We start from the raw sequence: 25,080 nt of genomic DNA, 5'->3' as shown, positions 1-25,080 counted from the left end.
AGAGATCGGCGCCCGCGTCGTCGCGGCGGCTTGCTTCAGAGCGTTTCGGTTCTCGCCCGCGGCTGGTCACTACCTCGGTGCAATGCCCTTGGGTGGAAGCGCTGCAGCGGTCCACGATCTTGCCCCAGGCATGGTCTGATTGCCCGATGAAGCCGCTGGAATTCCGGCCGTCGACGGATATATAGATTCCTTAAGGTGCAAGCACGGCATTGCCGGGGAGAACGAAGATGGAATGGAGAGGCCGGCGTCAGTCCGACAATATCGAAGATCGCCGCGGCGACCCGAGCAGCGGCGGTTTTGGCCGCGGCGGTGGCTTCAATTTTCCCTCCGGCGGCGGCGTTCGCCGTGCCGGCGGTGGCCTGAGCATCGGCACGATCATCTTCCTCGTCGTCATCTATTTTATCTTCAAGGCAATGGGCATCGATCTGATGCAGGTGCTTGATAACGGCGGCACGACGAGCGGCCCCGGCTACGAGCAGAGCCAGTCTGGAGGAGCACGCACGCCTGCCAATGATGAGATGACCGCCTTCATGCGTACCGTGCTTGCCGAAACCGAGGATACCTGGACGGGCATCTTCCAGGCGCAAGGCCAGACGTACGAGGAGCCGCGTCTCGTGCTGTTTTCGGGCTCGACGGCATCGGCCTGCGGCTCAGCATCGGCTGCAACCGGGCCGTTCTACTGCCCCGGTGACCATAAGCTCTATCTCGACACGGATTTCTTCCAGGAGCTCTCCGACCGGTTCGGCGCGTCGGGCGATTTCGCCGAGGCCTATGTCGTCGCTCACGAGGTCGGCCATCACGTGCAGAACCTGCTCGGCATCCTGCCGAAGTTCAACCAGGCCCGCCAGCGCATGAGCGAGGAGGAGGCCAACAAGATGTCGGTGCGCGTCGAGCTGCAGGCCGATTGCTTCGCCGGCATCTGGGGCAAATATACCCAGCAGAAAGGCCTGCTGGAGTCAGGCGATCTGGAGGAAGCGCTGAACGCCGCTCAGCAGATCGGCGACGATACCCTGCAGAAACGGTCGCAGGGTTATGTCGTGCCTGAGAGTTTCAACCACGGCACATCACAACAGCGCGTCAGATGGTTCAAGCGCGGCTTCGACAGCGGCCAGCTGTCGGCTTGCGACACGTTCTCAGGGCCGGTTTGAGGGTGAGGGAATAACGCTGTGTTGGAAGAGTGGTGATTGCCCTTCCACCCGCTCACCTCTCACTGTCCATATGCTGCAGCATATGCTCGGGATAGCGCCTACCGGCAGCCGCATCCTTCGGCACGGCGCGTTCGATGGCGACGAAATCTTCTTTCGATAGGTCGACCGCGCGCGAGCCGAGAGCCTCGGTCAGCCGGTCGCGGCGGCGGGCGCCGATGAGCGGGACGATATCCTTGCCCTTGGCGGCGACCCAGGCGATGGCGATCTGGGCGACCGAGACGCTTTTTACCTCTGCAATCTCACGCAGCTTTTCCACCAAAGCGAGGTTCTGCTCGATATTGCCTTCCTGGAAGCGTGGGCTGTAGGCACGGAAATCGCCGGCCGTCGCACCCTGGCCCTTTTGCCAGTGGCCGCTGATCAGGCCGCGCGAGAGTACGCCATAGGCGGTGATCGAGATGCCGAGTTCGCGTGTCGTCGGCAGGATCTTCTCTTCAATGCCGCGCGAGATCAGCGAATATTCGATCTGCAGGTCGACGATCGGGGCAACGGTGGCGGCGCAGCGGATGGTGTCGGCGCCGACTTCCGACAGGCCGATGTGCCTGACATAACCCGCTTTAACCATATCGGCGATGGCGCCGACCGTGTCCTCGATCGGCACGTTCGGATCGAGCCGGGCCGGGCGGTAGATGTCGATATAGTCGACGCCGAGGCGCTGCAGTGTATAAGTGAGGAAGTTCTTAACCGCGACCGGCCGGGCGTCGACGCCGTTCCAGCCGCCTGCAGGATCGCGCAAGGCCCCGAACTTGACACTGATGACGGCATCCTCGCGCCTGCGGCCCTTCAGTGCTTCGCCGATCAGCATCTCGTTATGGCCCATGCCGTAGAAATCGCCGGTGTCGAGCAGGTTGATGCCGGCATCGAGCGCGGCATGGATCGTCGCGATGCTTTCTGCTCTGTCGGAGGGGCCGTACATGCCCGACATGCCCATGCAGCCGAGGCCGATGGCCGAGACTTCGGGTCCGGTCTTTCCCAGACGATAGGTCTGCATTGTCTTCTCCTCATCAGCGCCGAGCAGTGCTGTCGGGTGCTGTTTTACAGCCTTCGCTCCTGCGCGATAATCCGGATGGCGTCGAACGGGCCGTGCGGCGGAATGCACAATGAACGATCTTTTTTAGAATGATCTGGATGCCGTTATCGCGATTGCAAGGGAGGCAATGATCACGTTGCCGCGCTCTGCGGTTGAGGCAAATTATAAATTGCCCGTTCAGCACTATCAAAAACTTTGAAATGTTCACGGATTGTTTCGGTTTATGTTCTGAGCTATGTCACTTTCTCGGCGACGAGATCGTCTTTTCAGGACCAACCGCCGTAGAGATGCCTCATGCTTGATCCTAAATTCGTTCGCCGCGGCCTTTTTCTGGTCTTCATCATCCTTTTCCTCGACATTATCGGCATTGCCATCATCATGCCGGTGCTGCCCGCCTATCTGGAGCAACTGACCGGCGGCGGCGTCAGCGATGCGGCGATCGACGGGGGCTGGCTGATGCTCGTCTATGCCGGCATGCAATTCCTGTTCGCGCCACTGCTCGGAAATCTCTCCGACCGGTTCGGCCGCCGGCCGATCCTGTTGCTTTCGGTGCTGACTTTTGCGATCGACAATTTCATCTGCGGCATCGCCACCAGCTTCTGGATGCTGTTCGTCGGCCGCGTGCTTGCCGGCATCAGCGGCGGCAGTTTTGCCACCTGCTCGGCCTATATCGCCGACATCAGCACGGAGGAGAACCGGGCAAAGAATTTCGGATTGATCGGCATCGCCTTCGGCGTCGGTTTCACGATCGGCCCGGTCATCGGCGGTGTGCTCGGCGAATTCGGCCCGCGTGTGCCGTTCCTCGGCGCGGCTGCGCTGTCTCTCGTCAATTTCATCGCCGCCTGCTTCCTGTTGCCGGAAACCCTGGAGGCGAAAAACCGCCGCCGGTTCGAGTGGAAACGTGCCAATCCGCTCGGCGCGTTGCGACAGATGCGCCACTATCCCGGCATCGGCTGGGTCAGCCTCGTGATGTTCTTGTTCTTCCTGGCGCATGCCGTCTATCCCTCGGTCTGGTCGTTCGTCTCGACCTATCGCTACGGCTGGAGCGAGGGACAGATCGGCCTGTCGCTCGGTATTTACGGCATCGGCGCGGCGCTCATCATGGGGCTGGTTCTGCCGCGTATCGTGCCGGTTCTCGGCGAGTGGAAGACGGCTCTGCTCGGCCTCTGTTTCTCGGCCGTCGGACTCACCGGCTATGCTTTTGCCTGGGAAGGCTGGGTGGTCTATGTCGTCATCGTCGCGACCGTCATGGAGAACGTCGCCGATCCGCCGCTGCGCAGTATCGCCGCCGGCAAGGTGCCGCCCTCGGCGCAGGGGGAACTGCAGGGTGCGCTAACCAGCCTCAGCAGCATCACCACCATCCTCGGGCCGCTGATCTTCACGCAATTGTTCAGCTATTTCACCCGGCCGGAGGCGCCCGTCACCTTTGCCGGCGCACCCTATCTGACCGCCGCCCTGTTCATCCTGCTGGCTTCAGGCGTGTTTCTCGTACGGGTCCGGGTCCGTGAGCCGGACGAGGCGCTGGAAGCGGCGGGTTGATCGATCAGAAATGATGATGCGATGATGAATTTTTCATCATCTGCCTGCTTTGGGGTAGTTCTTTGCGGGACTTTGATCTAAGCCCGAAGGATATTTCGCCGCAAGTTGCGGTGACACATATTTCAATCACAGGACTGGTGTCATGGACACGCCGATCGACGCGCGCAGGCTTGCGCCGGCAACCGATAATCGTTGGGGCGCACATTTCCGTGCAACGCTGGCGCTCGGCATTCCGCTGATCGGCGCGCAGCTTGCCCAACTCGGCATCAACACCACCGACGTGATGATCGTCGGTCGTCTCGGCGCCGAACATCTGGCGGCGATGGTGCTTTCGGCGCAATTCCTGTTCACGATCCTGATCTTCGGCTCGGGCTTTGCCATCGCCGTCATTCCGATGGTGGCGCAGGCCTATGGCCGCGGCGACGTCGTCTCTGTGCGCCGGGCGTTGCGCATGGGTCTGTGGGTAGTGATCGCATACTGGGTCATCATGCAGCCGGCCTTCTTCAATTCGGAGCGGATCCTTCTCTTCGCACAGCAAAAGCCCGAAGTGGCCAAGCTCGCTCATGGCTACATCATGATCGGCCAGTTCGGCCTGCTGCCGGCGCTGCTCTTCAACGTCATGCGCGCGCTGGTCAGCGCCATCGGCAAGGCGGGCATCATCCTCAACGTCACCGTCGTCACGCTGGTGATGAACGCGATCTTCGCCTATGCCCTCGTGCTTGGCCATTTCGGCTTTCCGGTGATGGGGCTCGAGGGAGCGGCGATCGTTTCGGTCGTCGTCCAGACAGCTGGTTTCCTCTTCATCCTGGCTTTTGTGCAGCGGCGGGAAGAGACGCGGCGCTACGAGATCTTCGTGCGGTTCTGGAAGCCCGACTGGCATGCTTTGCTGGAGGTCATCCGGCTTGGTCTGCCGATCAGCGTGACCATCCTTGCCGAGGTCAGCCTGTTCACCGTGGCGTCGCTGTTGATGGGGTATATCGGCACCATCGAGCTCGCCGCCCACGGCATCGCCCTGCAATGGGCCTCGATCGCCTTCATGATCCCGCTCGGCCTCAGCCAAGCGGCGACGGTGCGCGTCGGCGTCGCCCACGGGCAGGGTGATTACCGGGGGGTGGTACGCGCTTCGATCATGGTGCTCATCCTTGCCTGCGCCATTTCAGCGGTGGGCTCGGTGCTGTTTGCCACTATGCCGCAATTCCTCGGCAGCTGGTTCCTCGACGTTCACTCGCCGGAGGCGCCCCAGGTGCTTGCCTATGCCGGACCGTTGATTGTCGTCGCCGGGCTTTTCCAGTTGGTCGATGGCCTGCAGGTGATCGCCAACGGATTGCTGCGCGGCCTCAAGGACGCACGTGTGCCGATGATCATGGCGTTGATTGCCTATTGGCCGATTGGCTTCTTCCTTGCCTGGGCCTTTGCCTTCCCGCTCGGCTTCGGCGGCATCGGTATCTGGTTCGGGTTCCTCGTCGGGCTGGCGGCGGCGGCCGTCATGCTCTGCTGGCGGTTCTACCTTCTCCTTCGCCGGGAGGGAGCGACGGCCGGCGCCTGAGCCGGCCGCGTAGCTCACGCCGCGACAGGCTTGTAGCTGGCGATATCGGCGCGGATGCCGAGGCGCGCGAACAGTTCCTGCGGATCGAAATTCGCCGCCTCGTACGCGGCGGCGACGGCTGCCCGCGCACGCTCGACGACCTCGGCGCTTTCCCATTGGGCGATGGTCACGAAGTTGAACTCGCCGGGACCAGCGACCTGTTCCAGCACTCTGTGGTCGATGAAACCCTCCTGGGCCTCCAGCAGCTTGTGGGTCATCATCACTTTGACGAGAAATTCCTCACGCGCCGCGGCCGGCACGACGAATTTGTCGACACGAAAGTAGGCTCCGCTCATCTATTTTCTCCTGCATTAGATGTCTGCGGGGAGTTTGTAATTCCTCAAGTTAAGTCGAGGTCAACATGCAAGGCAAAGAAAAAGGCTCGCGGTGCGAACCCTTAGACTGCTGACAAGCGCGCCAACACAACTTTCGTCATGCTCGGGCTTGTCCCGAGCATCTGCCTCCAGTCGATATGGCAGCAGATCCTCGGCACAAGGCCGAGGATGACGAAGAGTGAGGTTTGTCAATATGTTAAAGGCTCGCCTATAGGCGAGCCTTCATCTGAAATGGGGGCGGCATTGAAATCAGCGTTCGGCGAGGGCCGGCTCGCCCTTCTTCTCGCGCACCATGTTGATGAAGCGGCGGAAGAGATAGTGGCTGTCCTGGGGCCCGGGAGAGGCTTCCGGATGGTGCTGGACGGAGAAGACCTGTTTGCCGAGGACGCGCAGGCCGCAATTGGTGCCGTCGAAAAGCGAAATATGAGTCTCTTCAACGCCATCGGGCAGTGATTTCGAGTCGACCGCGAAGCCATGGTTCATCGAGACGATCTCGACCTTGCCGGTGGTATGATCCTTGACGGGATGATTGGCGCCGTGATGACCCTGATGCATCTTCTCGGTCTTGGCGCCGAGGGCAAGACCCAGCATCTGATGGCCGAGGCAGATGCCGAAGACCGGGATATCGGTCTTAACTAGCGTCTTGATCACAGGCACGGCATATTCGCCGGTTGCCGCCGGATCGCCCGGGCCGTTCGACAGGAAGATGCCGTCCGGCTGCATGGCGAGCACGTCTTCGGCGCTCGTTGCGGCCGGCACGACGGTCACCTTGCAGTCGAGACCGGCAAACAGGCGCAGGATGTTGCGCTTGACGCCGTAGTCGAGGCAGACAACGTGGTATTTCGCGTCCGTTGCACTGAGCTGGCCGTAACCTTCGTTCCAGACCCACGGCGTTTCCGTCCATTGCGAGGACTGGCCCGACGAGGCGATCTTGGCAAGGTCGAGGCCTTCGAGGCCGCTCCAGGCCTTGGCTTCGGCCTTCAACGCCTCGATGTCGAAGACGCCGTTCGGATCGTGGGCGATCACCGCGTTCGGGGCGCCGTTCTCGCGGATCCAGGCGGTCAGTGCGCGCGTGTCGATGCCGCAGAGGCCGACGACGCCGCGCGCCTTCAGCCATTGGTCGAGATGCTTGGCGGCGCGATAGTTCGAAGGGTCGGTGATGTCGGCCTTGAAGATGACGCCGACGGCGCCGTGGCGGGCGGCAGGCGTCAGGTCCTCGATGTCTTCATCGTTGGTGCCGATATTGCCGATATGCGGAAAGGTGAAGGTGACGATCTGGCCGAGATAGGAGGGGTCGGTCAGGATCTCCTCATAACCGGTCAGCGCCGTATTGAAGACCACTTCGGCCGGCACCTTGCCGGTGGCGCCGATGCCCTTGCCTTCGATGACCGTGCCGTCGGCAAGAACGAGCAGGGCGGTCGGCTTTTCGATTGTCCAGGGTGCTGTCGCGGTCATCTTCATCCCGTTTCCGGCGGCCGGTGCGCGCGTTGCGGCGCTCGTCGCCATTTGATCTCGCAGGCGTGTGGACACGGCTATGCCGCGCGCTTCAGGCCTGATCACGAATTTTGGTGCAGGTGGCGGTAGATAGCCATGCATTCGTCTGCGGTCAATCTTTCTAGCCGAGATTGCCGCCGTTTTCCTGCGGTTTATCGCGTCGACCGCGCAATTTATTTGATCCGCCGCATCAGCGTGGTTTATGAAGCGGCATCAAAACAGGAGTAAAGACCATGCTGCGCGATCAACTCGCCACCCAGCTGAAAGAGGCGATGAAGGCCAAGAATGCGGAGCGGCTTTCCACCGTCCGGCTGATTCAGGCCGCGGTCAAGGACCGGGATATCGCCAATCGCGGCACCGGCAAGGAGCAGGCGAGCGACGACGAGATTCTGCAGATTCTCGCCAAGATGGTAAAGCAGCGCGACGAGTCGGCAAAGATCTACGAGGAGAATTCCCGGCCGGAGCTTGCCGCCAAGGAGCGCGCCGAAATCATCGTCATCCAGGATTTCATGCCGAAGCAACTTTCGGACGGTGAGGTGCGCGCCAATGTCTCGGCAATTATCGCCGAGACGGGCGCCGCGGGTGCCAAGGACATGGGCAAGGTGATGGCGGCGCTGAAGGAGCGTTATGCCGGCCAGATGGATTTCGCCAAGGCGTCGGCGACCGTCAAGGAATTGTTGAGCTGATCCGTCTTTGGAGCGGTCCTGCATTCATGGAAGCTGAACCGCTCCAATTTTGTTTTACGCAATTCCCGGCAAAAGCACTTCGCGCTTTGCCTGGGAAAACCGCTTCACACTTTTCCTGGAATTGCTCAGCTGACACGTCTTGCTTGCGGTTCGTCGCGGACCGCAGGCCCCAGCACCGCTTCGGCTGCGGCATCGATGATGGCGAATTTCGCCGCCTGATAGTTCCAATATTCGAGGATGAAGCGGCGCGACAGCCAGAAGTCGCCCTTGCGGGAGGGTGCTGTCCACCCGACACTCTCCATCGCCGCTGCCTGTGTCAGAAGCCGCTTCAGGTGGGTGTTGGAGATCATGAACTGTTCGCGGATTTCCCTGAGAGACAGAGGGCCGAGCACGACACGTTCGGCCGTCCGAGGAAATTCCGGAAGGCGCGAGATCAGGTAGTCCATCACCAGCCCGCCGGTATTTGCCCAGTTGAAGAGGTTGAAGGTGGGGCCTGGATTGCGCACCGCCTCGCTGCCAATGATCGCCCTGGCGATCCGCGGCTGGATCGCTGCCATCAACGCCGAGGGATCGGCGGTGACCTTGCCGGCGCGTTCACCGCCATCGAGGTTGTCGAGGATCATCAGATGGGCAACGAGCCATCGGGTGAAATGCTGCTCAGCGGTTTCCGTGGGCTCCAGATAGCGCGTGCGCTTGTCGGGGCCGGGAACCGGCCGCAGGAAACGATAGGCCAACATTTCCTGCATGAAGGCCGCGGCTGTATTGCGGCTGGCGATGTCGTTCCTGACCGCGAAATCGATGAAGCGGCCGGAATAGAGGCCGCTCTTGCCGTCGTCGGGATAACCGTAATGAAGCGCGAAGCCGGCATGGGCCATCAGCCAGCGCTGCTGCGCGGCGAAAATCGAGGCGATGCGCGGGCTCTCGCGATAGATCGAGAGCATCTGATCGGCGCAATGCAGGATCGCAGCGAGAAAGCGATCGTCGGCTGCGAGGTTTTCCGCGGTAAAAGCCATTTGGAGGGGTCCAGGAGTTCGGCGCATACATCTTTCATGCAAGCGCTGCCTGTCAACGGTTTTGTCAATAAGCGGTTAATTTCAAAGGAGAGTTGTCGCAAAGGGAGCCAAAATTTAAGAAGGCAGGAGCTGGGGGCGCTCCTGCCTTCTTGCTCTTTGCTTCCGCCGGCAAACGCAGGGCCGAGGCCCAAGCCGGAGGGTATTTGCAAAGGCACCCTTGCGAAGCGGCGCCGGGGGTAGGGATGGTGCTTCGCTCGGGGATCGCTTTGTTGAGATCGAACCTATTGCGGTGCGGCGGCTTGTTCAAATTACAAAAAAATAATAATTGCCGAAAACATCGATTTTGGAGGCGCCGCAGCAAAGGCTCGGCAGGCGCCGGCGGAATAGAGTTGCACAATCGATGCGCGAGATAAGTGTCTGTTTTAGAACGTTTTAATTCAATTCTGCTAAGGGTCGACGCTCTAGCCGAGACATTTGCAACGGTGGAATTTCGGCGCTTGAAAGACAATAATGTCGCACCCTGTCGCAGGGGGCGATAACGCGTTGTTGATGGGATAAACAGCGCTGATGGCCATGGGTGCACTTGCCTGTGAATAGCGGGTTTTGATGACAAGTTTCGTGGCATGGAGCGGCAAAGCAGCTTATATGGAGGTTGGCCAAGAGGTATAAATGCGCTTTTCCAACACCTTTCTCGATGATATCCGCGACCGCGTTCCGATTTCGAACGTGATCGCGCGCCGCGTGAGCTGGGACAAGCGCAAGACCAACGTGTCGCGCGGCGATTACTGGGCTTGCTGCCCGTTCCACGGCGAGAAGTCGCCGAGCTTCCACTGCGAGGACCGGAAGGGCCGCTATCACTGCTTCGGCTGCGGCCTCACCGGCGACCATTTTCGCTTCCTCACCGAGCTGGAGGGTCTGAGTTTCCCCGAGGCGGTGCAGCAGATCGCCGATATGGCCGGCGTTCCGATGCCGCTTGCCGATCCCGTGATGGAGAAGCGCGAGAAGGAGCGTGGCTCGCTGATCGACGTCATGGAAATGGCGACACAATTTTTCCAGGATCAATTGCAGACGGCGAATGGGGCGAGGGCGCGCGCCTATCTGCGCGACCGTGGGCTGACTGGGCGCACCATCGAGACCTTCCGTCTCGGCTATGCGCCGGATAGCCGCAATGCGCTCAAGGAATTTCTCGCCGGCAAGGGCGTCACCAAAGAGCAGATCGAGGCTTGCGGCCTGGTCGTTCACGAAAACGTGCCGGTTTCCTACGATCGCTTCCGCGACCGCATCATGTTCCCGATCCTCTCGTCGCGGGAAAAGGTGATCGCTTTCGGCGGCCGCGCCATGTCGGCCGATGCGCCGGCGAAATATCTAAATTCCAACGAGACGGAGCTCTTCCACAAGGGCAATGTACTTTACAATTTCGCCCGCGCGCGCCGCGCGATCCAGGGTCCGGGCCGCAGCGATCCTCAGGACGATAATGTGACCGGCACCATCATCGCCGTCGAAGGCTATATGGACGTGATCGCGCTGCATCAGGCCGGCATCGAGAACGCCGTCGCGCCGCTCGGCACGGCGCTCACCGAAAACCAGCTCGAGCTCCTCTGGAAGATGGTGCCGCAGCCGGTGCTCTGCTTTGACGGCGACGGCGCCGGCGTTCGCGCCGCCAATCGCGCCGCCGAACTGGCGCTGCCGCATTTGAAGCCCGGCCGTTCGGTCCGTTTCGCGCTTCTGCCGGATGGCAAGGACCCGGACGATCTCGTGCGCGACGATGGGCGCACACCCTTCGACAAGGTGATGAGCCAGGCGAAGCCGCTTTCGGAGATGCTGTGGAGCCGGGAGATCAACACCGGCAAGTTCGACACGCCCGAGGCGCGCGCCGAACTCGAGGCGCGGCTGAAACAGCTGGTTGCCGTCATCGCCGACGAGAATGTGCGCCGCCATTACCAGCAGGATATCCGCGATCGGCTGAACACCTTCTTCCAGCCGCAGTTCCAGAACCGCAACAATGGCGAACGCCGCGGCTTCAACGGCAACGGCAATTCCCGGACGGGCCGCGATAATGCGGGCAAGGCAGGGCCGAAAAGCCCCAGCGTCATTTCCGACCGGCTCGCCCGCTCGGGGCCGGTGCGTGGCCACCGGGACAATACGGCGTTGCGCGAAAGCGTGCTGGCGCTGACCATCGTCAATCATCCGGCCCTGATGATCGACGATTATGACGAGATCGCCGCGATCGACTACGACAGCCGCGAGCTGCAGCGGCTCTGGTCGGCCATGCTTGGGGCAGCGGCTGCGGTCGCCGGCCCGCATCTGACGCGCGACTATCTGACCGAGCGGCTAGAATTCGAAGGGTTCGGCCCTCTCATCAAGAGCCTCGACCAGCAGGTGCGCAATGCCAGGCTCTGGACGGCGACCGAGGAGGCGGCGATGGAGGATGCGCGTGAGGGTTATCGCCAGGCGCTCGCCTTCCACAAACGGGCAAAAGCGTTGCGCCGGCAGAAGATGGAGCTCGAACGCGAGATTGCGCTGGCGACCGAAGCCGGCGACGGCGAGGCGATCGTTCATCTGATCCGAGCCCAGCAGGAAGTGCATTTCGAAGGGGTGCGCCTTGAGAACCAGGAGGCGATCATCGACGGCTTCGGCGTGCTTTCCGGCCGCGTCAAAGGGGCGGCGAACCACTGATGCCGCTGACCGAACGGAACGAACCGGGCTTTTCCGCCGCCGATGCGCTGTTTTCCGCTGGCCGCGCGCCGCTCGAAATCCTCAAGCAGATCTACGGCTACTCCTCCTTCCGCGGCAAGCAGCAGCAGGTGGTCGAGCATGTGGTTGCCGGCGGCGATGCCGTTGTGCTCTTCCCCACAGGCGCGGGCAAATCGCTGTGCTTCCAGATTCCGGCGCTCTGCCGTGACGGCGTCGGCATCGTCGTTTCGCCGCTGATTGCGCTGATGCGCGATCAGGTGGAGGCGATGAAGCAGCTCGGCATCCGCGCCGCCGCGCTCAACTCGTCGCTGTCGCGCGAGGAGTTTATCGCAGTCCGCCGCGCGCTTTCGGCAGGTCAGCTCAACCTTCTCTACGTCACACCGGAGCGCATCCTCACCGACGGCTTCCGCGAGCTGATCGCCAACGAGAAGATTGCACTGTTCGCGATTGACGAGGCCCATTGCGTCTCGCAATGGGGCCATGATTTCCGGCCGGAATATCGCGCGCTCGGCCGGCTCGGCGAACAATATCCCGGCGTGCCCAGGGTGGCGCTGACGGCGACGGCCGATCCGCATACGCGCGACGACATCATCGAGCGGCTGGGGCTCGACGCTGCCGAGATCTTCACCACCAGCTTCGACCGTCCGAACATCGCCTATGAGATCGTCGAGCGCGACCAGCCGCGGCAACAGCTCTTGCGGTTCCTGTCCGGCCACAAGGGAAACAGCGGCATCGTCTATTGCCTGTCCCGCGCCAAGGTCGAGGATACGGCCGAGTGGCTGAACGGGCAGGGTGTGCGCGCGCTTGCCTACCATGCCGGCATGGACAGGGCGGTTCGCGACGCCAATCAGGATGCCTTCCTGAAAGAAGAAAACCTCTGCCTGGTCGCCACCGTCGCCTTCGGCATGGGTATCGACAAGCCGAATGTGCGTTATGTCGCTCATCTCGACCTGCCGGGCTCGGTGGAAGCCTACTATCAGGAGACCGGGCGTGCGGGCCGTGACGGCCTGCCGTCCGAAGTGTGGATGGCCTATGGCATGGCCGACGTCATCCAGCGCGGCCGGATGATCGACGAGGGCAGTGCTGGCGCGGAGATCAAGCGGGTCGAGCGCGCCAAGCTCAATGCATTGCTGGCGATCTGCGAGACCGCCTCCTGCCGCCGCCAAGCGATCCTTGCGCATTTCGGCGAGGCGCATGCCGGACAATGCGGCAATTGCGACACCTGCCTGAAGCCGGTCGAAACCTGGGAGGGCACGGAAGCGGCGATCAAGGCGCTGGCCGCGATCTACCGCACCGGCGAGCGCTTCGGCGCCGGCCATGTCGTCGACGTGCTCGTCGGCAACGTCAACGAGAAGACCGAGCGCTTCGGCCACTCAGAGATGCCGGTCTTCGGCGCCGGCAAGGATATTCCGGCGCGCGTCTGGCAATCGGTCTTCCGTCAGATGCTCGCCATGGGGCTGGTCCGCGTCGATCACGAGGCTTACGGAGCGCTGAAACTGGAGCCGGAGGCACGCACCGTCTTCAAACATGAGCGGCCCGTGTTCTTCCGCAAGGACCGGCCGGCCTCCGAGCGGCGGACGAAGAAGGCGGAACGCAGTGAACGCAAATCGGGACTGTCGGGTGCCGACGGCACGCTGTTCGAGGCGCTGCGAGCTGAGCGCATGGCGATCGCAAAATCGCTCGGCGTGCCACCCTATGTCGTCTTTCCCGATACGACGCTGATCGCCTTTGCCACCGAGAAGCCGCGGAGCCGCAAGGAACTGCTCGCCATATCCGGCGTTGGGCAGGCGAAGCTCGAGCGTTACGGCGACGCGTTTCTGGAGATCATTCTCTCGCACGACAGTGCTTGAACCAGAGGCTGAGCCGGCGGCCAATTGTTGAGATCGGCACAGGAGGCATGGTAGATGCTGCCTCGCAGGAGGAACGCTGATGACCCGAAATATCTACGATCGAGTGGAATTTTTCGCCGGATACAGCGAACTCAGCCGCTCCGTCCGCGGGCTGGACGGAGCGTCCGAATGGCCGGCGGTTCGAGCACTTCTGCCTGACCTTACCGGCAAACGCGTTATTGACCTCGGTTGCGGCTTCGGCTGGTTTTCGCGATTTGCCGTGGGCCAAGGTGCTGCAAGCGTTCTCGCGCTTGATATTTCGGAAAAGATGATCGCCCGAGCACGGACCGATACATCGGAAGCCGCGATCACCTACGAGATCGCCGATCTCGAGCATCTCCAGCTTGCCGGAGCCTCCTTCGATTTCGCCTATAGCTCGCTGGCGCTGCACTATGTCGATGACTTTGCCGGTGTCGTTGCCACCGTGCATGACGCGCTTATTCCGGGATCGCGATTCGTCTTCACCATCGAGCATCCGATCTTCATGGCGCCGAGCAACCCGGACTGGTCTACCGATGTCGAAGGTCGGCGTGTCTGGCCGCTCGACCGCTATGCTGTCGAGGGTCCGCGCACGACCGACTGGCTCGCCAAGGATGTCGTCAAACAGCATCGCAAGCTTGGAACGACGCTCAACACCTTGATCGCGGCTGGTTTCGCCATCCGCCATGTCGAGGAGTGGAGCCCGAACGATCGGGAATTGCAGGACAATCCCGATTGGGTCCAGGAATTGGACCGGCCGATGTTCCTGCTGATCTCGGTCCAGCGCTGAAGAAGACAAGCCGGCGGCGATATGCTAACCCGGCTGGCACGGAAATCGCTACGAAGGGCCGCCCATGACCTCGCAATTCCTCTCCCATCTCCAAGCCGAGATTTCGGCGCTGAAGGATGCCGGCCTCTACAAATCCGAGCGCATCATCAGCTCCAAGCAGGCGGGCGAGATCGTGATTTCGACCGGCGAACGGGTGCTGAATTTCTGCGCCAACAACTATCTCGGCCTTGCCGACAACGAGGAACTGGCCGAGGCCGGCAAGCAGGCACTCGATCGCTGCGGCTACGGCATGGCTTCGGTGCGCTTCATCTGCGGCACGCAGGAGGAGCACAAGCAGCTCGAAGCGCGCATCTCCACCTTCCTGGGCATGGAAGACACGATCCTCTATTCCTCCTGCTTCGACGCCAATGGCGGCCTTTTCGAAACGCTGCTCTCCGAGGAAGACGCGATCATCTCGGACGCACTGAACCATGCCTCGATCATCGACGGCGTCAGGCTTTCGAAGGCCAAGCGCTTCCGCTACGCCAACAACGACATGGCGGCACTCGAAGAGGAATTGAAGAAGGCCGAAGGCAGCCGCTTCAAGCTGATCGCCACCGACGGCGTCTTCTCGATGGACGGCATCATCGCCAATTTGGGCGGCGTCTGCGATCTCGCCGAGAAATACGGCGCGATGGTCATGGTCGATGACAGCCACGCCGTGGGCTTCGTCGGCAAGAACGGCCGCGGCTCGCCCGAACATTGCGGTGTCGAGGGCAGGATCGACATCATCACCGGCACGCTCGGCAAAGCGCTCGGTGGCGCCTCCGGCGGTTATACCTCGGCCAAGGCCGAGGTCGTCGAATGGCTGCGGCAACGTTCGCGGCCCTATCTGTTCTCGAATACGCTGGCGCCGGTCATCGCCGCTGCCTCGCTCAGGGTGTTCGACCTGATCGAAAACGGTGATGCCTTGCGCAAGCGCCTGTCCGACAATGCCGATCTCTTCCGCACCGAAATGACCAAGCTCGGCTTCACGCTCGCCGGCAAAGGCCATCCGATCATCCCGGTCATGCTGGGAGATGCGAAGCTTGCCCAGGACATGGCGAGCCTGATGCTGAAGAGGGGCATCTATGTGATCGGATTCTCCTTCCCGGTCGTGCCGAAGGGCCAGGCCCGCATCCGCACGCAGATGTCGGCAGCGCATTCGCGTCAAGATGTCGAGCGGGCGATTGCGGCCTTTGCCGAGGCAGGGCGGGAACTGGGCGTGATTTGAGAATGGGGCTGCCATCTTCCTCTTCTCCCCAGCGGGGAGAAGATGTCCGACAGGACAGATGAGGGGGAGGAGCAAAGCGACGTTTCGAGCGGCAAGCGAGAAACAAAGTAAAGTCATGGCGTGCCGTGTGGCCCCCTCATCCGCCCTACGGGCACCTTCTCCCCGGTGGGAGAAGAGGGAGTCGCAAGGTCCGGAACCAGAACAAGGGCGGGATATTGTCGATGTCGAACATGATGAAGGCGCTGGTCAAGTCGAAAGCGGAAGTCGGGCTCTGGATGGAGAATGTGCCGGTGCCGGAGGTCGGGCCGAACGACGTGCTGATCCGGGTGAAAAAATCGGCGATCTGCGGTACTGACGTGCATATCTGGAACTGGGATCAGTGGGCGCAGAAGACCATTCCGGTGCCGATGGTCGTCGGCCATGAATTCTCAGGCGAGATCGCCGAGATCGGTTCGGCGGTCACCCGCTATCATGTCGGCGAGCGGGTTTCCGGCGAGGGCCATATCGTCTGCGGCAAGTGCCGCAACTGCCGGGCCGGCCGTGGCCATCTCTGCCGCAACACGCTCGGCGTCGGCGTCAACCGGCCGGGTTCGTTCGGCGAGTTCGTCTGCATTCCCGAAAGCAATGTCGTGGCGATCCCGGAGGATATATCCGACGAGATCGCCGCGATCTTCGATCCGTTCGGCAATGCGGTGCATACCGCGCTTTCCTTCGATCTGGTCGGCGAGGACGTGCTCGTCACCGGCGCCGGGCCGATCGGCATCATGGGCGCGCTCGTCGCCAAACGGTCCGGCGCCCGCAAGGTTGTCATCACCGATATCAATCCGCACCGGCTGGCGCTGGCGCGCAAGCTCGGGATCGACCACGTTGTCGACGCATCGAACGAAAATCTCGCCGATGTGATGAAGGCGATCGGCATGACCGAAGGTTTCGACGTCGGGCTTGAAATGTCGGGCGCCGCACCCGCCTTCCGCGACATGATCGACAAGATGAACAATGGCGGCAAAATCGCCATTCTCGGCATTGCGCCGGCGGGCTTCGAGATCGACTGGAACAAAGTGATCTTCAAGATGCTCAATCTCAAGGGCATCTATGGCCGCGAAATGTTCGAGACCTGGTACAAGATGATCGCCTTCGTCCAAGGTGGTCTCGACCTTGCGCCGATCATCACCCACCGTATCAAGATCGGCGAATTTCGCGACGGTTTCGAGGCGATGCGGTCGGGCAACTCCGGCAAAGTCGTTATGGATTGGATGTGAGGAGGACAAAATGCTCTATGAAGGAAGCTGCCATTGCGGCAAGGTCGCTTTCGAGGTCGAAGGTGAATTCACCGAGGCTATCGATTGCAACTGTTCGCTCTGCCGGCGGCGGGGCGGGCTTCTGGCCTTCGTGCCGCGCGACAAGCTGGTGCTGAAGACACCCGAAGCCGATCCTTCGACCTATACATTCAACAGGCATGTCATCCGGCATCACTTCTGCGCCAATTGCGGCATCGCGCCGTTCGGCGAAGGCGTGGCCCCGGACGGTGCGGCGATGGCTTCGATCAATCTGCGCTGTATTCCCGCGGTCGATCTCGGCGCGCTGAAGGTGACGGCCTATGATGGCGAGGCAAAGTAACAAAGATTCGTCCGGACAGAGGCGAATAGATCAACGATAGGACTGCAAAAATAGCGCGAATAACTGGCGCGGCGCGCAAAATCTTTGCTGCCCTTGTCTTTTGTTCGCCGCATCTTAAATAAGGGGTTCGCAATCGCTGCCGCGGTTCAAAGCCTGTGGATAAGGCTTTTTCCGATTTTTCGTGAGCTTTTTTTGTGGAAAAGCTTGACGAGAGCAAAAAATGTGGGAATCACCGTTCGACTTGTTGAAACGGTGAACTGGGTCAAGGCGGATCGCGCAACCATTGCCGGAAATCCAAAGGCAAGAAAGCTTTGCTGTCCGGTGCCGGCGATCGTGGTTAATCAGGCTTTAAATGTCATCCCGTTAGGTGGGCAATGGTGATTCGAGGGCGGCGCGAGCGACGCGTCCGGCCCTGAGACGGCCCATTACCGCAGCGAGATTGGATAGCGTCAGGAAGGCGACGATATAAATGGCAACCAAGGTCAAAGAGAACGAAGACGCGGAAGTCGAACGCGACAGCGCAACCGACGGCCCTCTTCTCGATCTTTCCGACGACGCGGTCAAGAAGATGATCAAGGCCGCCAAGAAGCGCGGCTATGTGACGATGGACGAGCTCAATGCTGTCCTGCCGTCCGAGGAAGTCACGTCCGAGCAGATCGAAGACACGATGTCGATGCTTTCGGATATGGGCATCAACGTCATCGAGGACGAAGAAGCCGAGGAAGCCGGTGCTTCCAGCGGCGGCGATGATGACGACGCCAGTTCCGACGAGGAGAGCGAAGGCGGCGAACTCGCGCCTTCGAGCGGCACGGCGCTCGCGACCGCCAAGAAGAAAGAACCGACTGACCGTACCGATGATCCGGTGCGTATGTACCTGCGCGAGATGGGCTCTGTGGAGCTTCTTTCCCGCGAGGGCGAAATCGCCATCGCCAAGCGCATCGAGGCCGGCCGCGAAACGATGATCGCAGGCCTCTGCGAAAGCCCGCTGACCTTCCAGGCGATCATCATCTGGCGCGACGAACTCAACGAAGGCACGACGCTGCTGCGCGAGATCATCGATCTCGAAACGACCTATTCCGGTCCTGAAGCCAAGGCTGCGCCGCAGTTCCAGAGCCCCGAGAAGATCGAGGCCGACCGCAAGGCCGCTGAAGAGAAGGAAAAGACCCGCCGCGCCCGCTCCGGCGACGACGACATTACCGATGTCGGCGGCGAGGGCCTGCCCCCCGAAGAGGAGGAAGAGGACGAGGACGAATCAAACCTTTCGCTGGCGGCGATGGAAGCCGAGCTTCGCCCGCAGGTGATGGAGACGCTGGATACGATCGCCGAGACCTACAAGAAGCTGCGCAAGCTGCAGGACCAGCAGGTCGAGCAGCGCCTGTCGGCATCCGGCACGCTGTCGACCGCCCAGGAGCGCCGCTACAAGGAGCTCAAGGACGAGCTGATCAAGGCCGTCAAGTCGCTGTCGTTGAACCAGAACCGCATCGACGCCTTGGTCGAGCAGCTTTACGATATCAACAAGCGCCTTGTTTCCAACGAGGGCCGCCTGCTGCGTCTGGCCGAATCCTACGGCGTCAAGCGCGACTCCTTCCTTGAGCAGTATCAGGGCGCCGAGCTCGATCCGAACTGGATGAAGTCGATCGGCAATCTGGCCGCCCGCGGCTGGAAGGAATTCGCCAGGGGCGAAAACACGACGATCCGCGACATCCGCCAGGAAATCCAAAACTTGGCGACGGAAACCGGTATTTCGATCTCGGAATTCCGCCGCATCGTGCATATGGTGCAGAAGGGCGAGCGCGAAGCGCGCATCGCCAAAAAGGAAATGGTCGAAGCGAACCTTCGCCTCGTCATCTCCATCGCCAAGAAATACACGAACCGCGGCCTGCAGTTCCTCGACCTCATTCAGGAAGGCAATATCGGCCTGATGAAGGCGGTCGACAAGTTCGAATACCGCCGCGGTTACAAGTTCTCGACCTATGCGACATGGTGGATCCGCCAGGCGATCACCCGTTCGATCGCCGACCAGGCCCGCACGATCCGCATTCCGGTGCACATGATCGAGACGATCAACAAGATCGTCCGCACATCGCGCCAGATGCTGCATGAGATCGGCCGCGAGCCGACGCCGGAAGAACTGGCCGAAAAGCTCGCCATGCCGCTCGAAAAGGTCCGTAAGGTCTTGAAGATCGCCAAGGAGCCGATCTCGCTCGAGACCCCGGTGGGCGATGAAGAGGATTCGCATCTCGGCGATTTCATCGAGGACAAGAACGCACTGCTGCCGATCGACGCCGCCATCCAGGCGAACCTGCGCGAGACGACGACCCGTGTCCTCGCCTCGCTGACTCCGCGCGAAGAGCGTGTTCTGCGCATGCGCTTCGGCATCGGCATGAACACCGACCACACGCTCGAAGAGGTCGGCCAGCAATTCTCGGTCACCCGCGAACGTATCCGCCAGATCGAAGCGAAGGCGCTGCGCAAACTCAAGCATCCGAGCCGCTCGAGAAAGCTGCGCTCGTTCCTCGACAGCTAAAGCTTCGACGGCGCCGTTATGATTGGAAAAGCCGGGCTTCATGCCCGGCTTTTGCTTTTGTGATTAACACCAATGATCACGATGGCTTTCTTGTCCCTTAGTGGTGACAAGGCTATAATCCCGACCCACGGGGGAAGGATCGATCGCGACGCGCGAACGAGGTCGACGTAGGCTTGCGTAGGCCAATCCTCCGTTGGGAGGTGCGACGTGACCACTTACATTCTTTTGATCGATTGGACGGATCAGGGCATTCGCAACGTTCGCGACTCGACAAAGCGGCTGGACGCGGCGAAGAAATTGCTCGCCGGCGTCGGCGGCTCCTTCAACCAGTTCTTCCTGACGATGGGCGGGCATGACATGGTTGCCGTCTGCGAGGCGCCCGATGACGCGGTGATGGCGCATTTTACGCTCTCGCTCGCCATGGGCGGCAATGTGCGGACCGAGACGCTGAAGGCATTCCCGGAAGCGGCCTATCGGGATCTTATCGGCTCGCTCGGCTGAATGCAATTAATGATTGTGTATTTTGCCTGTTGCATGGCTTCGGCTGTGCTGGCAGTGTCAGGTCGTGCTTCAAATTCCGCGGCAGGGCTACCGGCCCGATTTTTCGGCAAACTTCATGATGAACGCGCGCCTCAGTTTCATGATCGTCATCGATCGTCCGATTGCCGCTTGCTGACCGATGGAACTGGCGGCGGGCAAATGGGATGGCGAGATCCAGCGGGGCGCGGCCGCGTCGTTTGCGTTGCATGCCCCTGCGCTCCTGCTTTTTCTGCTGTTGTTGCCGAAGGCCGAGCCGCCGCCATTGCCTGATGACGGTCTCTCGGTGGAGATCGTTCCGCAGCCCGTGGAATCGCTGAAAACGCCCGAGCTCGTCAAGGCGCCTTCGCCGGAACAGGCAAAGCCCGAGGCCGAGCGGGATGCGCCGGTTGCGAATAATCCCGCTGCTGCGGCAATACCTTCTGTGACACCAATCGCTCCACTGGTGCCAAAGCCGGCTGAATTCGTCGCGGCAAGCCGGCTTTTTTCCGACAAAGTGCTTGCCGATCCGCGCAGCCGGCGCGCCCGCGAGGCGGTGCGTGGCCTTGCTGGCGGCGAGCGCAATCTGCAGCTCTGCGACCTCGAGGCGCTGGAGCAGGTGCGCCGCGCGCGGCCGGATATGCGGCCCGATACGCTCGCCCCCTATGCGATGGCCCCGGAGAAGGTCAGCAGCAACAGCGTCGAGGTGAGAGGCGGCGCCTTCCGTAGCAAGAGGGCGTGGTACAACATTCAGTTCCAATGCGGGCTCGATGCCGGCTCCGGCAAGGTTATGTCCTTTGCCTTTCTGGTCGGCGATGCCATTCCGCAAGGTGAATGGCAGGCGCATGATCTGGTGGCCGACGACGGGGCCGCCGACCAATGACACCAACCGCGGCTGTGATCACGCGGTTTTTTTCTTTTGTGGCTTGATGCTGCCCGCTTTAAAGGCCACATCGCTGCTGTGACAGAAGAAGACGTTGTACCGGCGGAAACGCAGCACGAAACGAGAAAGCAGCGGCCCGAAATCCGCTGGGGTGTCGTCGCGTCCGTGCTTCTGCATGTTCCCCTTGTCGCGCTTCTGATCTTTGGGCTGCCGAAGATCGAGCCGAAACCTGCCGAAGACGAAAGCGTGAAGGTCGAGCTCGTCCCGCCGCCGGAGGAGAAGAAGCCGGAGCCCAAGCCCGAGGAAAAACCACCGGAGCCGAAGCCGCCGGAACAGGCGAAGAAGCAACCGCCACCTCCGCCACCACCTCCTCCTCCTCCGCCACCGCCACCGCCACCCGCTGAAAATAAGCCGTCAGAGCAAGTCAAGCCCGCGGCCCCCTTGCCGAGCATGAATCCTGTTTTCGAGTTCGGCGATAGGAATAGCGGACCGAAAAAATCGCCGGCGGGGAATTCTTCTCAGGGTGAGATAGAGCCCGCGACGACGGCGCCCCAGCACGGCGCGAAGCCGGAAGAGGCGCCTGCAGAGGCTTCAGCGGGAAAACTGCAGACCGAAACGCCTCCGGCAAGGCCGGTTCCTGACGATGTACAACTTCCCGAGGTCGCAGCGGTCGACGTTTCTCCTGAGCGCAATGCGCCTCGTGCAGAAGCGACGGGTGAAGCCAAAACCGATATCGAGGTGCTCAAGCCGCCCGAACCGAAGCCTACTGAGCCGACGAAAACGGACGCAGTAAAGGACGATCTCGTGAAAGCAAAGACCTTGTTTTCGCAGGCCGCCGATGATGATCCCGTGGCGAAAATCGCGATGAATGGCGTGCCGCGGGCTAAACGTGTTGCCCAGCTTTGCAGAAGCGAACTCCAGCAACAGCTGATCCACGCTTCACCAAGCTTTCAGCCAACTATTGTACCTAGTCAGGGTTTGTCACGCGGCACTGTCCTCGACCTTCGAGCCGCCTTCCGCACAGCTGAAGGCTGGTACGATGTACACTTTCGTTGCGAAGTGGATGAAGACGCTACGAAGGTTGTCTCTTTTGCCCATGATGTCAGCGGAGCAATTCCGCGCAGCCAGTGGAAAAGTCGGGGGCTTCCTGATTGAATTTGGAAACTCGCCGGCAATAAGCCACGCGCAAGGAACCGCATCTAGCCTCTCCTCATGGCCGTGATGATACGGTGCAGAAGAGGACAATGATATGTCGAACGAGATCGAGAATTTTCTTGAGCGTCAGGATGAAGCCGTGAGCGCACTGTTCCTGGAGAACAAGGGCGACGAGCTGACCGATATTCTGGTGGCGGCTCTGGAAGAGGCGTTCGAAATCCTTCTGGAAGCCGCGCCTGCCGGCACCATTCATTGACATTTTCTGAAAGATTGCCGGCTGGATCGCTTGGGGCACGGCTGTCCGGCTACCGGATGGAGCGGGATGCGCTTGGTCGTTCCGCAGCAAGCGTCTTCCGATTGGAAGGTGAGGGCTTGCCGGTCCTCTACCTTAAGGGCGAGGCGATGGGGCCATTCGGCGAGCTTGCCGATGAAGCAACGCGGCTCAGCTGGCTCAGGGGCTGCGGTCTGCCATGCCCTGCGGTGATCGCCCATGAGAGCGATGGCGAGCGCAACCGGCTGCTGATCAGCGCGCTGGCGGGGAGTGATCTTGCCAGCGCATCGACACTGACGCCGTTGGCACGGGTCGAACTGCTGGCGGCGGCCCTTCTCGACCTGCATCGCCTGCCGATCGCATTCTGCCCCTTCGATCACCGGCTGGAGAGCCGCATTGCGGTGGCGAAAGCGCGGATGCAGGCCGGCATCGTCGACGAGACCGATTTCGGCGAGGCGCGGCTTGGAAAAAGTGCCCAGGCGCTGTTTGCCGAGCTTGAGAGCAGAAGGCCGGACCGCGAGGATCTCGTCGTCACCCATGGCGATGCCTGCCTGCCGAATTTCATCGCTTCGGCAGAGGGTTTTTCCGGCTATATCGACTGCAGCCGGCTTGGTGTCGCCGACCGCTATCAGGATATCGCGCTCGCCTGCCGCAGCATCGCCTATAATTTCGGCGAGGCGCTGGTGCAGCCCTTCCTCGATCGATACGGCATACCGGCCACAGATCCGGCCAGGCTCGATTATTATCAGCTGCTCGACGAGTTCTTCTAGGTCGATTGCGTCAATGCTCTGCGGCTGGCAGAGTGGCCTGCGATCGGACCTGCGGGCAGATGATGGCAAAAACCCAATTCAGGATGCTGCGCTCGGCGCTGGCGGGCGTCGAAGCGGTGGAAGCGGAAACGCATCACAGTTTCTCCCGGCACACGCATGAGCAGTTCGGCATCGGCCTCGTCTCATCAGGGGCGCAGAAATCGCTCAGCGGCCGTGGCGTGGTGGAGGCCGAGGCCGGTGATATCATCACGGTCAATCCGAACGAGGTGCATGATGGCGCGCCGATCGGCGAAGGGCGATCGTGGCGCATCCTCTATTTCGATCCCGAGATCGTTGCCGGCCTGTCGCGCGAGATCGACGAGGGTGGGGCAGGGCGGCAGGAAATCCCTTACCCGGTCATCCGCAATGCGGCGATCGCCGCCCGCTTCGAAGCTTTGTTTGGCGTGGTGACCGGGGCTAGGGCGGCGGATGGGCTGCTCACAGAGCAATTGCTTCTGCAGCTCGTCGCCGATGTCATGTGCGAGCGCGGCTGTAGCGCAGAGCGGCCGCCGGTGCCGGCGTCGATCCGTGCGGCGCGGGAGCTGATCGATGACGATCCTCTTGCTGCGGTCTCGCTGACCGATCTCGCCGAGGAAAGCGGGCTCAGCCGTTTCCAGGTGCTGCGCGGTTTTGCCAAGGCGACGGGATTGACGCCGCATGCCTATCTCGTCCAGGCCCGCATTCATATCGCCCGGCGGCTGATCGCTCAGGGAACGCCGCTTGCGGAAGCCGCCTTTGCCAGCGGCTTTGCCGATCAGAGCCACATGACGCGGGTTTTCGTGCGCAAATACGGCCTGTCGCCCAGCCTTTATGCCGGCGGCTTTCTCTAAAGATCCCCCGCCTGCAATTTCGTTCAAGACCCGGACACGTCATTGCTGTTTTCTCGGCGCTTCCAACAGGAGGCGCTGAATGTCGAGACAGGTTCAAGGGTATCTCTATCTGGGGCTGGCCATGCTGACGGTGGGAAGCACGGTGATCGCCAGCAAGCTGATTGCGTCCGGCGTGGCGCCGTTCAGCGCCACGGCGTTGCGCTTCGCGCTGGCTTTTCCCATCTTGCTGGCGGCAATGCGCCTGACCGGCGCGCGGCTGCCGAAACTCTCTAAGGAAGATTGTCTGATCCTCGCCATTCAGGCTGGCGCCGGCAGCGTCGGTTATACGACGCTGCTGATTTCCGGCCTCAGCCTGACCTCGGCGGCCGATGCCGGCGTGATCATCGGCACGCTGCCGGTGGTGTCGGCTGGTATTTCCATCCTGCTGCTTGGCGAGCGGCCGAAGCCTGCTCTGCTTGTTGCCGTGGCGCTGGCGACGGCAGGCGTGTGTTCGATCGCCTTCAGCCCGGATGCTTCAGGCGGATCATTCTCCGGCAATGCGCTGATCTTCTGCGCCGTCGTCTGCGAGGGGCTGTTCATCCTGCTGAACAAAAGGCTGAGGGCGGAGATCGCGCCGCTTGTCCAGTCGACGCTGATGGCCGGTATCGGCCTCATCATCGCCGCCATACCCGCGATGTTCGAAGCGCCTTTCGCGCCGGGGATTTCCGCAGGCGCTGTCGTTGCCGTCGTTTATTATGCGCTGGTGCCGACCGTCGGCGGCTTCCTGCTCTGGTATGCCGGTGCGGCAAGGGTAAGCGGCACGGAAGCCGCGCTCTTCACGGCGCTCGCGCCGGTTTCCGCCGTCATGCTGGCTTTCCTCATCCTCGGCGAGCCGGTCGGGCTCAACCAGATCGCCGGCATCGCCTGCGTGCTGGCGGCCGTGCTCGGGCTTGCCCTTGCCGACAGCCGGGTGGCGCTGAAAATATCCGGAGGGAGATAGGC

Annotated in this window: 23 protein-coding genes; 19 read left to right on the top strand and 4 right to left on the bottom strand. The window is 61.5% G+C overall.

Features of this window, described 5'->3' with window-relative positions:
• Positions 1-227: 227 nt before the first annotated feature.
• Positions 228-1,148, top strand: coding sequence for a neutral zinc metallopeptidase (locus tag J3O30_RS15895; RefSeq protein WP_207581236.1), 921 nt, complete (start codon positions 228-230; stop codon positions 1,146-1,148).
• 52 nt (positions 1,149-1,200) lie between these two features.
• Here the strand turns inward: J3O30_RS15895 and J3O30_RS15890 are convergent, their stop codons facing one another.
• Positions 1,201-2,196, bottom strand: a complete 996-nt coding sequence (locus J3O30_RS15890; protein WP_207581235.1) for an aldo/keto reductase — start codon at positions 2,194-2,196, stop codon at positions 1,201-1,203.
• Positions 2,197-2,529: 333 nt separating this feature from the next.
• Between J3O30_RS15890 and J3O30_RS15885 the strand changes: the two genes are divergently transcribed.
• Both J3O30_RS15885 and J3O30_RS15880 read left to right on the top strand, forming a co-directional pair.
• Complete coding sequence (locus tag J3O30_RS15885) at positions 2,530-3,774, top strand: TCR/Tet family MFS transporter (protein WP_207581234.1); 1,245 nt, start codon at positions 2,530-2,532, stop codon at positions 3,772-3,774.
• Positions 3,775-3,916: 142 nt separating this feature from the next.
• Positions 3,917-5,320, top strand: coding sequence for an MATE family efflux transporter (locus tag J3O30_RS15880; RefSeq protein WP_207581233.1), 1,404 nt, complete (start codon positions 3,917-3,919; stop codon positions 5,318-5,320).
• 14 nt (positions 5,321-5,334) lie between these two features.
• Here the strand turns inward: J3O30_RS15880 and J3O30_RS15875 are convergent, their stop codons facing one another.
• Together J3O30_RS15875 and carA are read right to left on the bottom strand one after the other, a co-directional pair.
• A complete protein-coding gene (locus J3O30_RS15875; protein ID WP_207581232.1) occupies positions 5,335-5,655 on the bottom strand; it encodes an antibiotic biosynthesis monooxygenase in 321 nt (106 codons plus the stop codon).
• 288 nt (positions 5,656-5,943) lie between these two features.
• Positions 5,944-7,149 carry a glutamine-hydrolyzing carbamoyl-phosphate synthase small subunit gene (carA, locus tag J3O30_RS15870; RefSeq protein WP_207584346.1) on the bottom strand — a complete coding sequence of 402 codons (1,206 nt, stop codon included), beginning with the start codon at positions 7,147-7,149 and terminating at the stop codon, positions 5,944-5,946.
• A 272-nt stretch (positions 7,150-7,421) separates the two neighbouring features.
• On the opposite strand from carA, the gene J3O30_RS15865 reads away from it, so the two are divergent.
• Positions 7,422-7,874 (top strand): GatB/YqeY domain-containing protein, encoded by a 453-nt coding sequence (locus J3O30_RS15865; protein WP_207581231.1) that lies wholly within the window; start codon positions 7,422-7,424, stop codon positions 7,872-7,874.
• Between the two features lie 125 nt (positions 7,875-7,999).
• Here J3O30_RS15865 and J3O30_RS15860 read toward each other — a convergent pair whose 3' ends face one another.
• The gene (locus tag J3O30_RS15860) at positions 8,000-8,887 is read right to left on the bottom strand and encodes a hypothetical protein (RefSeq protein WP_207581230.1); all 888 of its coding nucleotides are present in this window, start codon (positions 8,885-8,887) and stop codon (positions 8,000-8,002) included.
• A gap of 669 nt (positions 8,888-9,556) precedes the next feature.
• Between J3O30_RS15860 and dnaG the strand changes: the two genes are divergently transcribed.
• The 15 genes from dnaG (at position 9,557) to J3O30_RS15785 (ending at position 25,078) form a co-directional block, all read left to right on the top strand.
• Positions 9,557-11,563, top strand: coding sequence for a DNA primase (gene dnaG / locus J3O30_RS15855; RefSeq protein ID WP_207581229.1), 2,007 nt, complete (start codon positions 9,557-9,559; stop codon positions 11,561-11,563).
• The gene (recQ, locus tag J3O30_RS15850) at positions 11,563-13,431 is read left to right on the top strand and encodes a DNA helicase RecQ (protein WP_207581228.1); all 1,869 of its coding nucleotides are present in this window, start codon (positions 11,563-11,565) and stop codon (positions 13,429-13,431) included. Before dnaG ends, recQ begins: the two co-directional genes overlap by 1 nt.
• A 79-nt stretch (positions 13,432-13,510) precedes the next feature.
• Positions 13,511-14,239 (top strand): class I SAM-dependent methyltransferase, encoded by a 729-nt coding sequence (locus tag J3O30_RS15845; RefSeq protein ID WP_207581227.1) that lies wholly within the window; start codon positions 13,511-13,513, stop codon positions 14,237-14,239.
• A 64-nt stretch (positions 14,240-14,303) separates the two neighbouring features.
• Entirely contained in the window at positions 14,304-15,491 is a 1,188-nt protein-coding gene (locus J3O30_RS15840) for a glycine C-acetyltransferase (RefSeq protein WP_207581226.1), read from the top strand.
• Positions 15,492-15,712: 221 nt separating this feature from the next.
• Positions 15,713-16,750, top strand: a complete 1,038-nt coding sequence (tdh, locus tag J3O30_RS15835; protein WP_207581225.1) for an L-threonine 3-dehydrogenase — start codon at positions 15,713-15,715, stop codon at positions 16,748-16,750.
• 10 nt (positions 16,751-16,760) lie between these two features.
• On the top strand, positions 16,761-17,108 hold the full coding sequence (locus J3O30_RS15830; protein ID WP_207581224.1) for a GFA family protein: 348 nt from the start codon (positions 16,761-16,763) through the stop codon (positions 17,106-17,108).
• Between the two features lie 84 nt (positions 17,109-17,192).
• A complete protein-coding gene (locus J3O30_RS15825; RefSeq protein WP_207581223.1) occupies positions 17,193-17,489 on the top strand; it encodes a hypothetical protein in 297 nt (98 codons plus the stop codon).
• A gap of 88 nt (positions 17,490-17,577) precedes the next feature.
• Complete coding sequence (gene rpoD, locus J3O30_RS15820; protein ID WP_207581222.1) at positions 17,578-19,635, top strand: RNA polymerase sigma factor RpoD; 2,058 nt, start codon at positions 17,578-17,580, stop codon at positions 19,633-19,635.
• 207 nt (positions 19,636-19,842) lie between these two features.
• Positions 19,843-20,136 carry a GYD domain-containing protein gene (locus J3O30_RS15815; RefSeq protein WP_064839863.1) on the top strand — a complete coding sequence of 98 codons (294 nt, stop codon included), beginning with the start codon at positions 19,843-19,845 and terminating at the stop codon, positions 20,134-20,136.
• A 178-nt stretch (positions 20,137-20,314) separates the two neighbouring features.
• On the top strand, positions 20,315-21,034 hold the full coding sequence (locus tag J3O30_RS15810; RefSeq protein WP_207581221.1) for a DUF930 domain-containing protein: 720 nt from the start codon (positions 20,315-20,317) through the stop codon (positions 21,032-21,034).
• Between the two features lie 36 nt (positions 21,035-21,070).
• A complete protein-coding gene (locus tag J3O30_RS15805; RefSeq protein ID WP_207581220.1) occupies positions 21,071-22,189 on the top strand; it encodes a DUF930 domain-containing protein in 1,119 nt (372 codons plus the stop codon).
• Between the two features lie 94 nt (positions 22,190-22,283).
• Positions 22,284-22,445: a hypothetical protein gene (locus J3O30_RS15800; protein WP_207581219.1), complete on the top strand. Its 162-nt coding sequence runs from the start codon at positions 22,284-22,286 to the stop codon at positions 22,443-22,445.
• Between the two features lie 56 nt (positions 22,446-22,501).
• Positions 22,502-23,230: an APH(3') family aminoglycoside O-phosphotransferase gene (locus tag J3O30_RS15795; RefSeq protein ID WP_246762765.1), complete on the top strand. Its 729-nt coding sequence runs from the start codon at positions 22,502-22,504 to the stop codon at positions 23,228-23,230.
• A 62-nt stretch (positions 23,231-23,292) separates the two neighbouring features.
• Entirely contained in the window at positions 23,293-24,099 is an 807-nt protein-coding gene (locus J3O30_RS15790; RefSeq protein ID WP_207581217.1) for an AraC family transcriptional regulator, read from the top strand.
• 79 nt (positions 24,100-24,178) lie between these two features.
• Positions 24,179-25,078 (top strand): DMT family transporter, encoded by a 900-nt coding sequence (locus tag J3O30_RS15785; protein ID WP_207581216.1) that lies wholly within the window; start codon positions 24,179-24,181, stop codon positions 25,076-25,078.
• The last annotated feature ends 2 nt before the right edge of the window (positions 25,079-25,080 follow it).

It is taken from the genome of Rhizobium sp. NZLR1, from assembly GCF_017357385.1.
In the GTDB taxonomy this organism is placed as follows: Bacteria; Pseudomonadota; Alphaproteobacteria; order Rhizobiales; family Rhizobiaceae; genus Rhizobium.
Note: the sequence above shows the minus strand (reverse complement) of the source record. Positions and strands in the feature narration are given on the sequence as shown.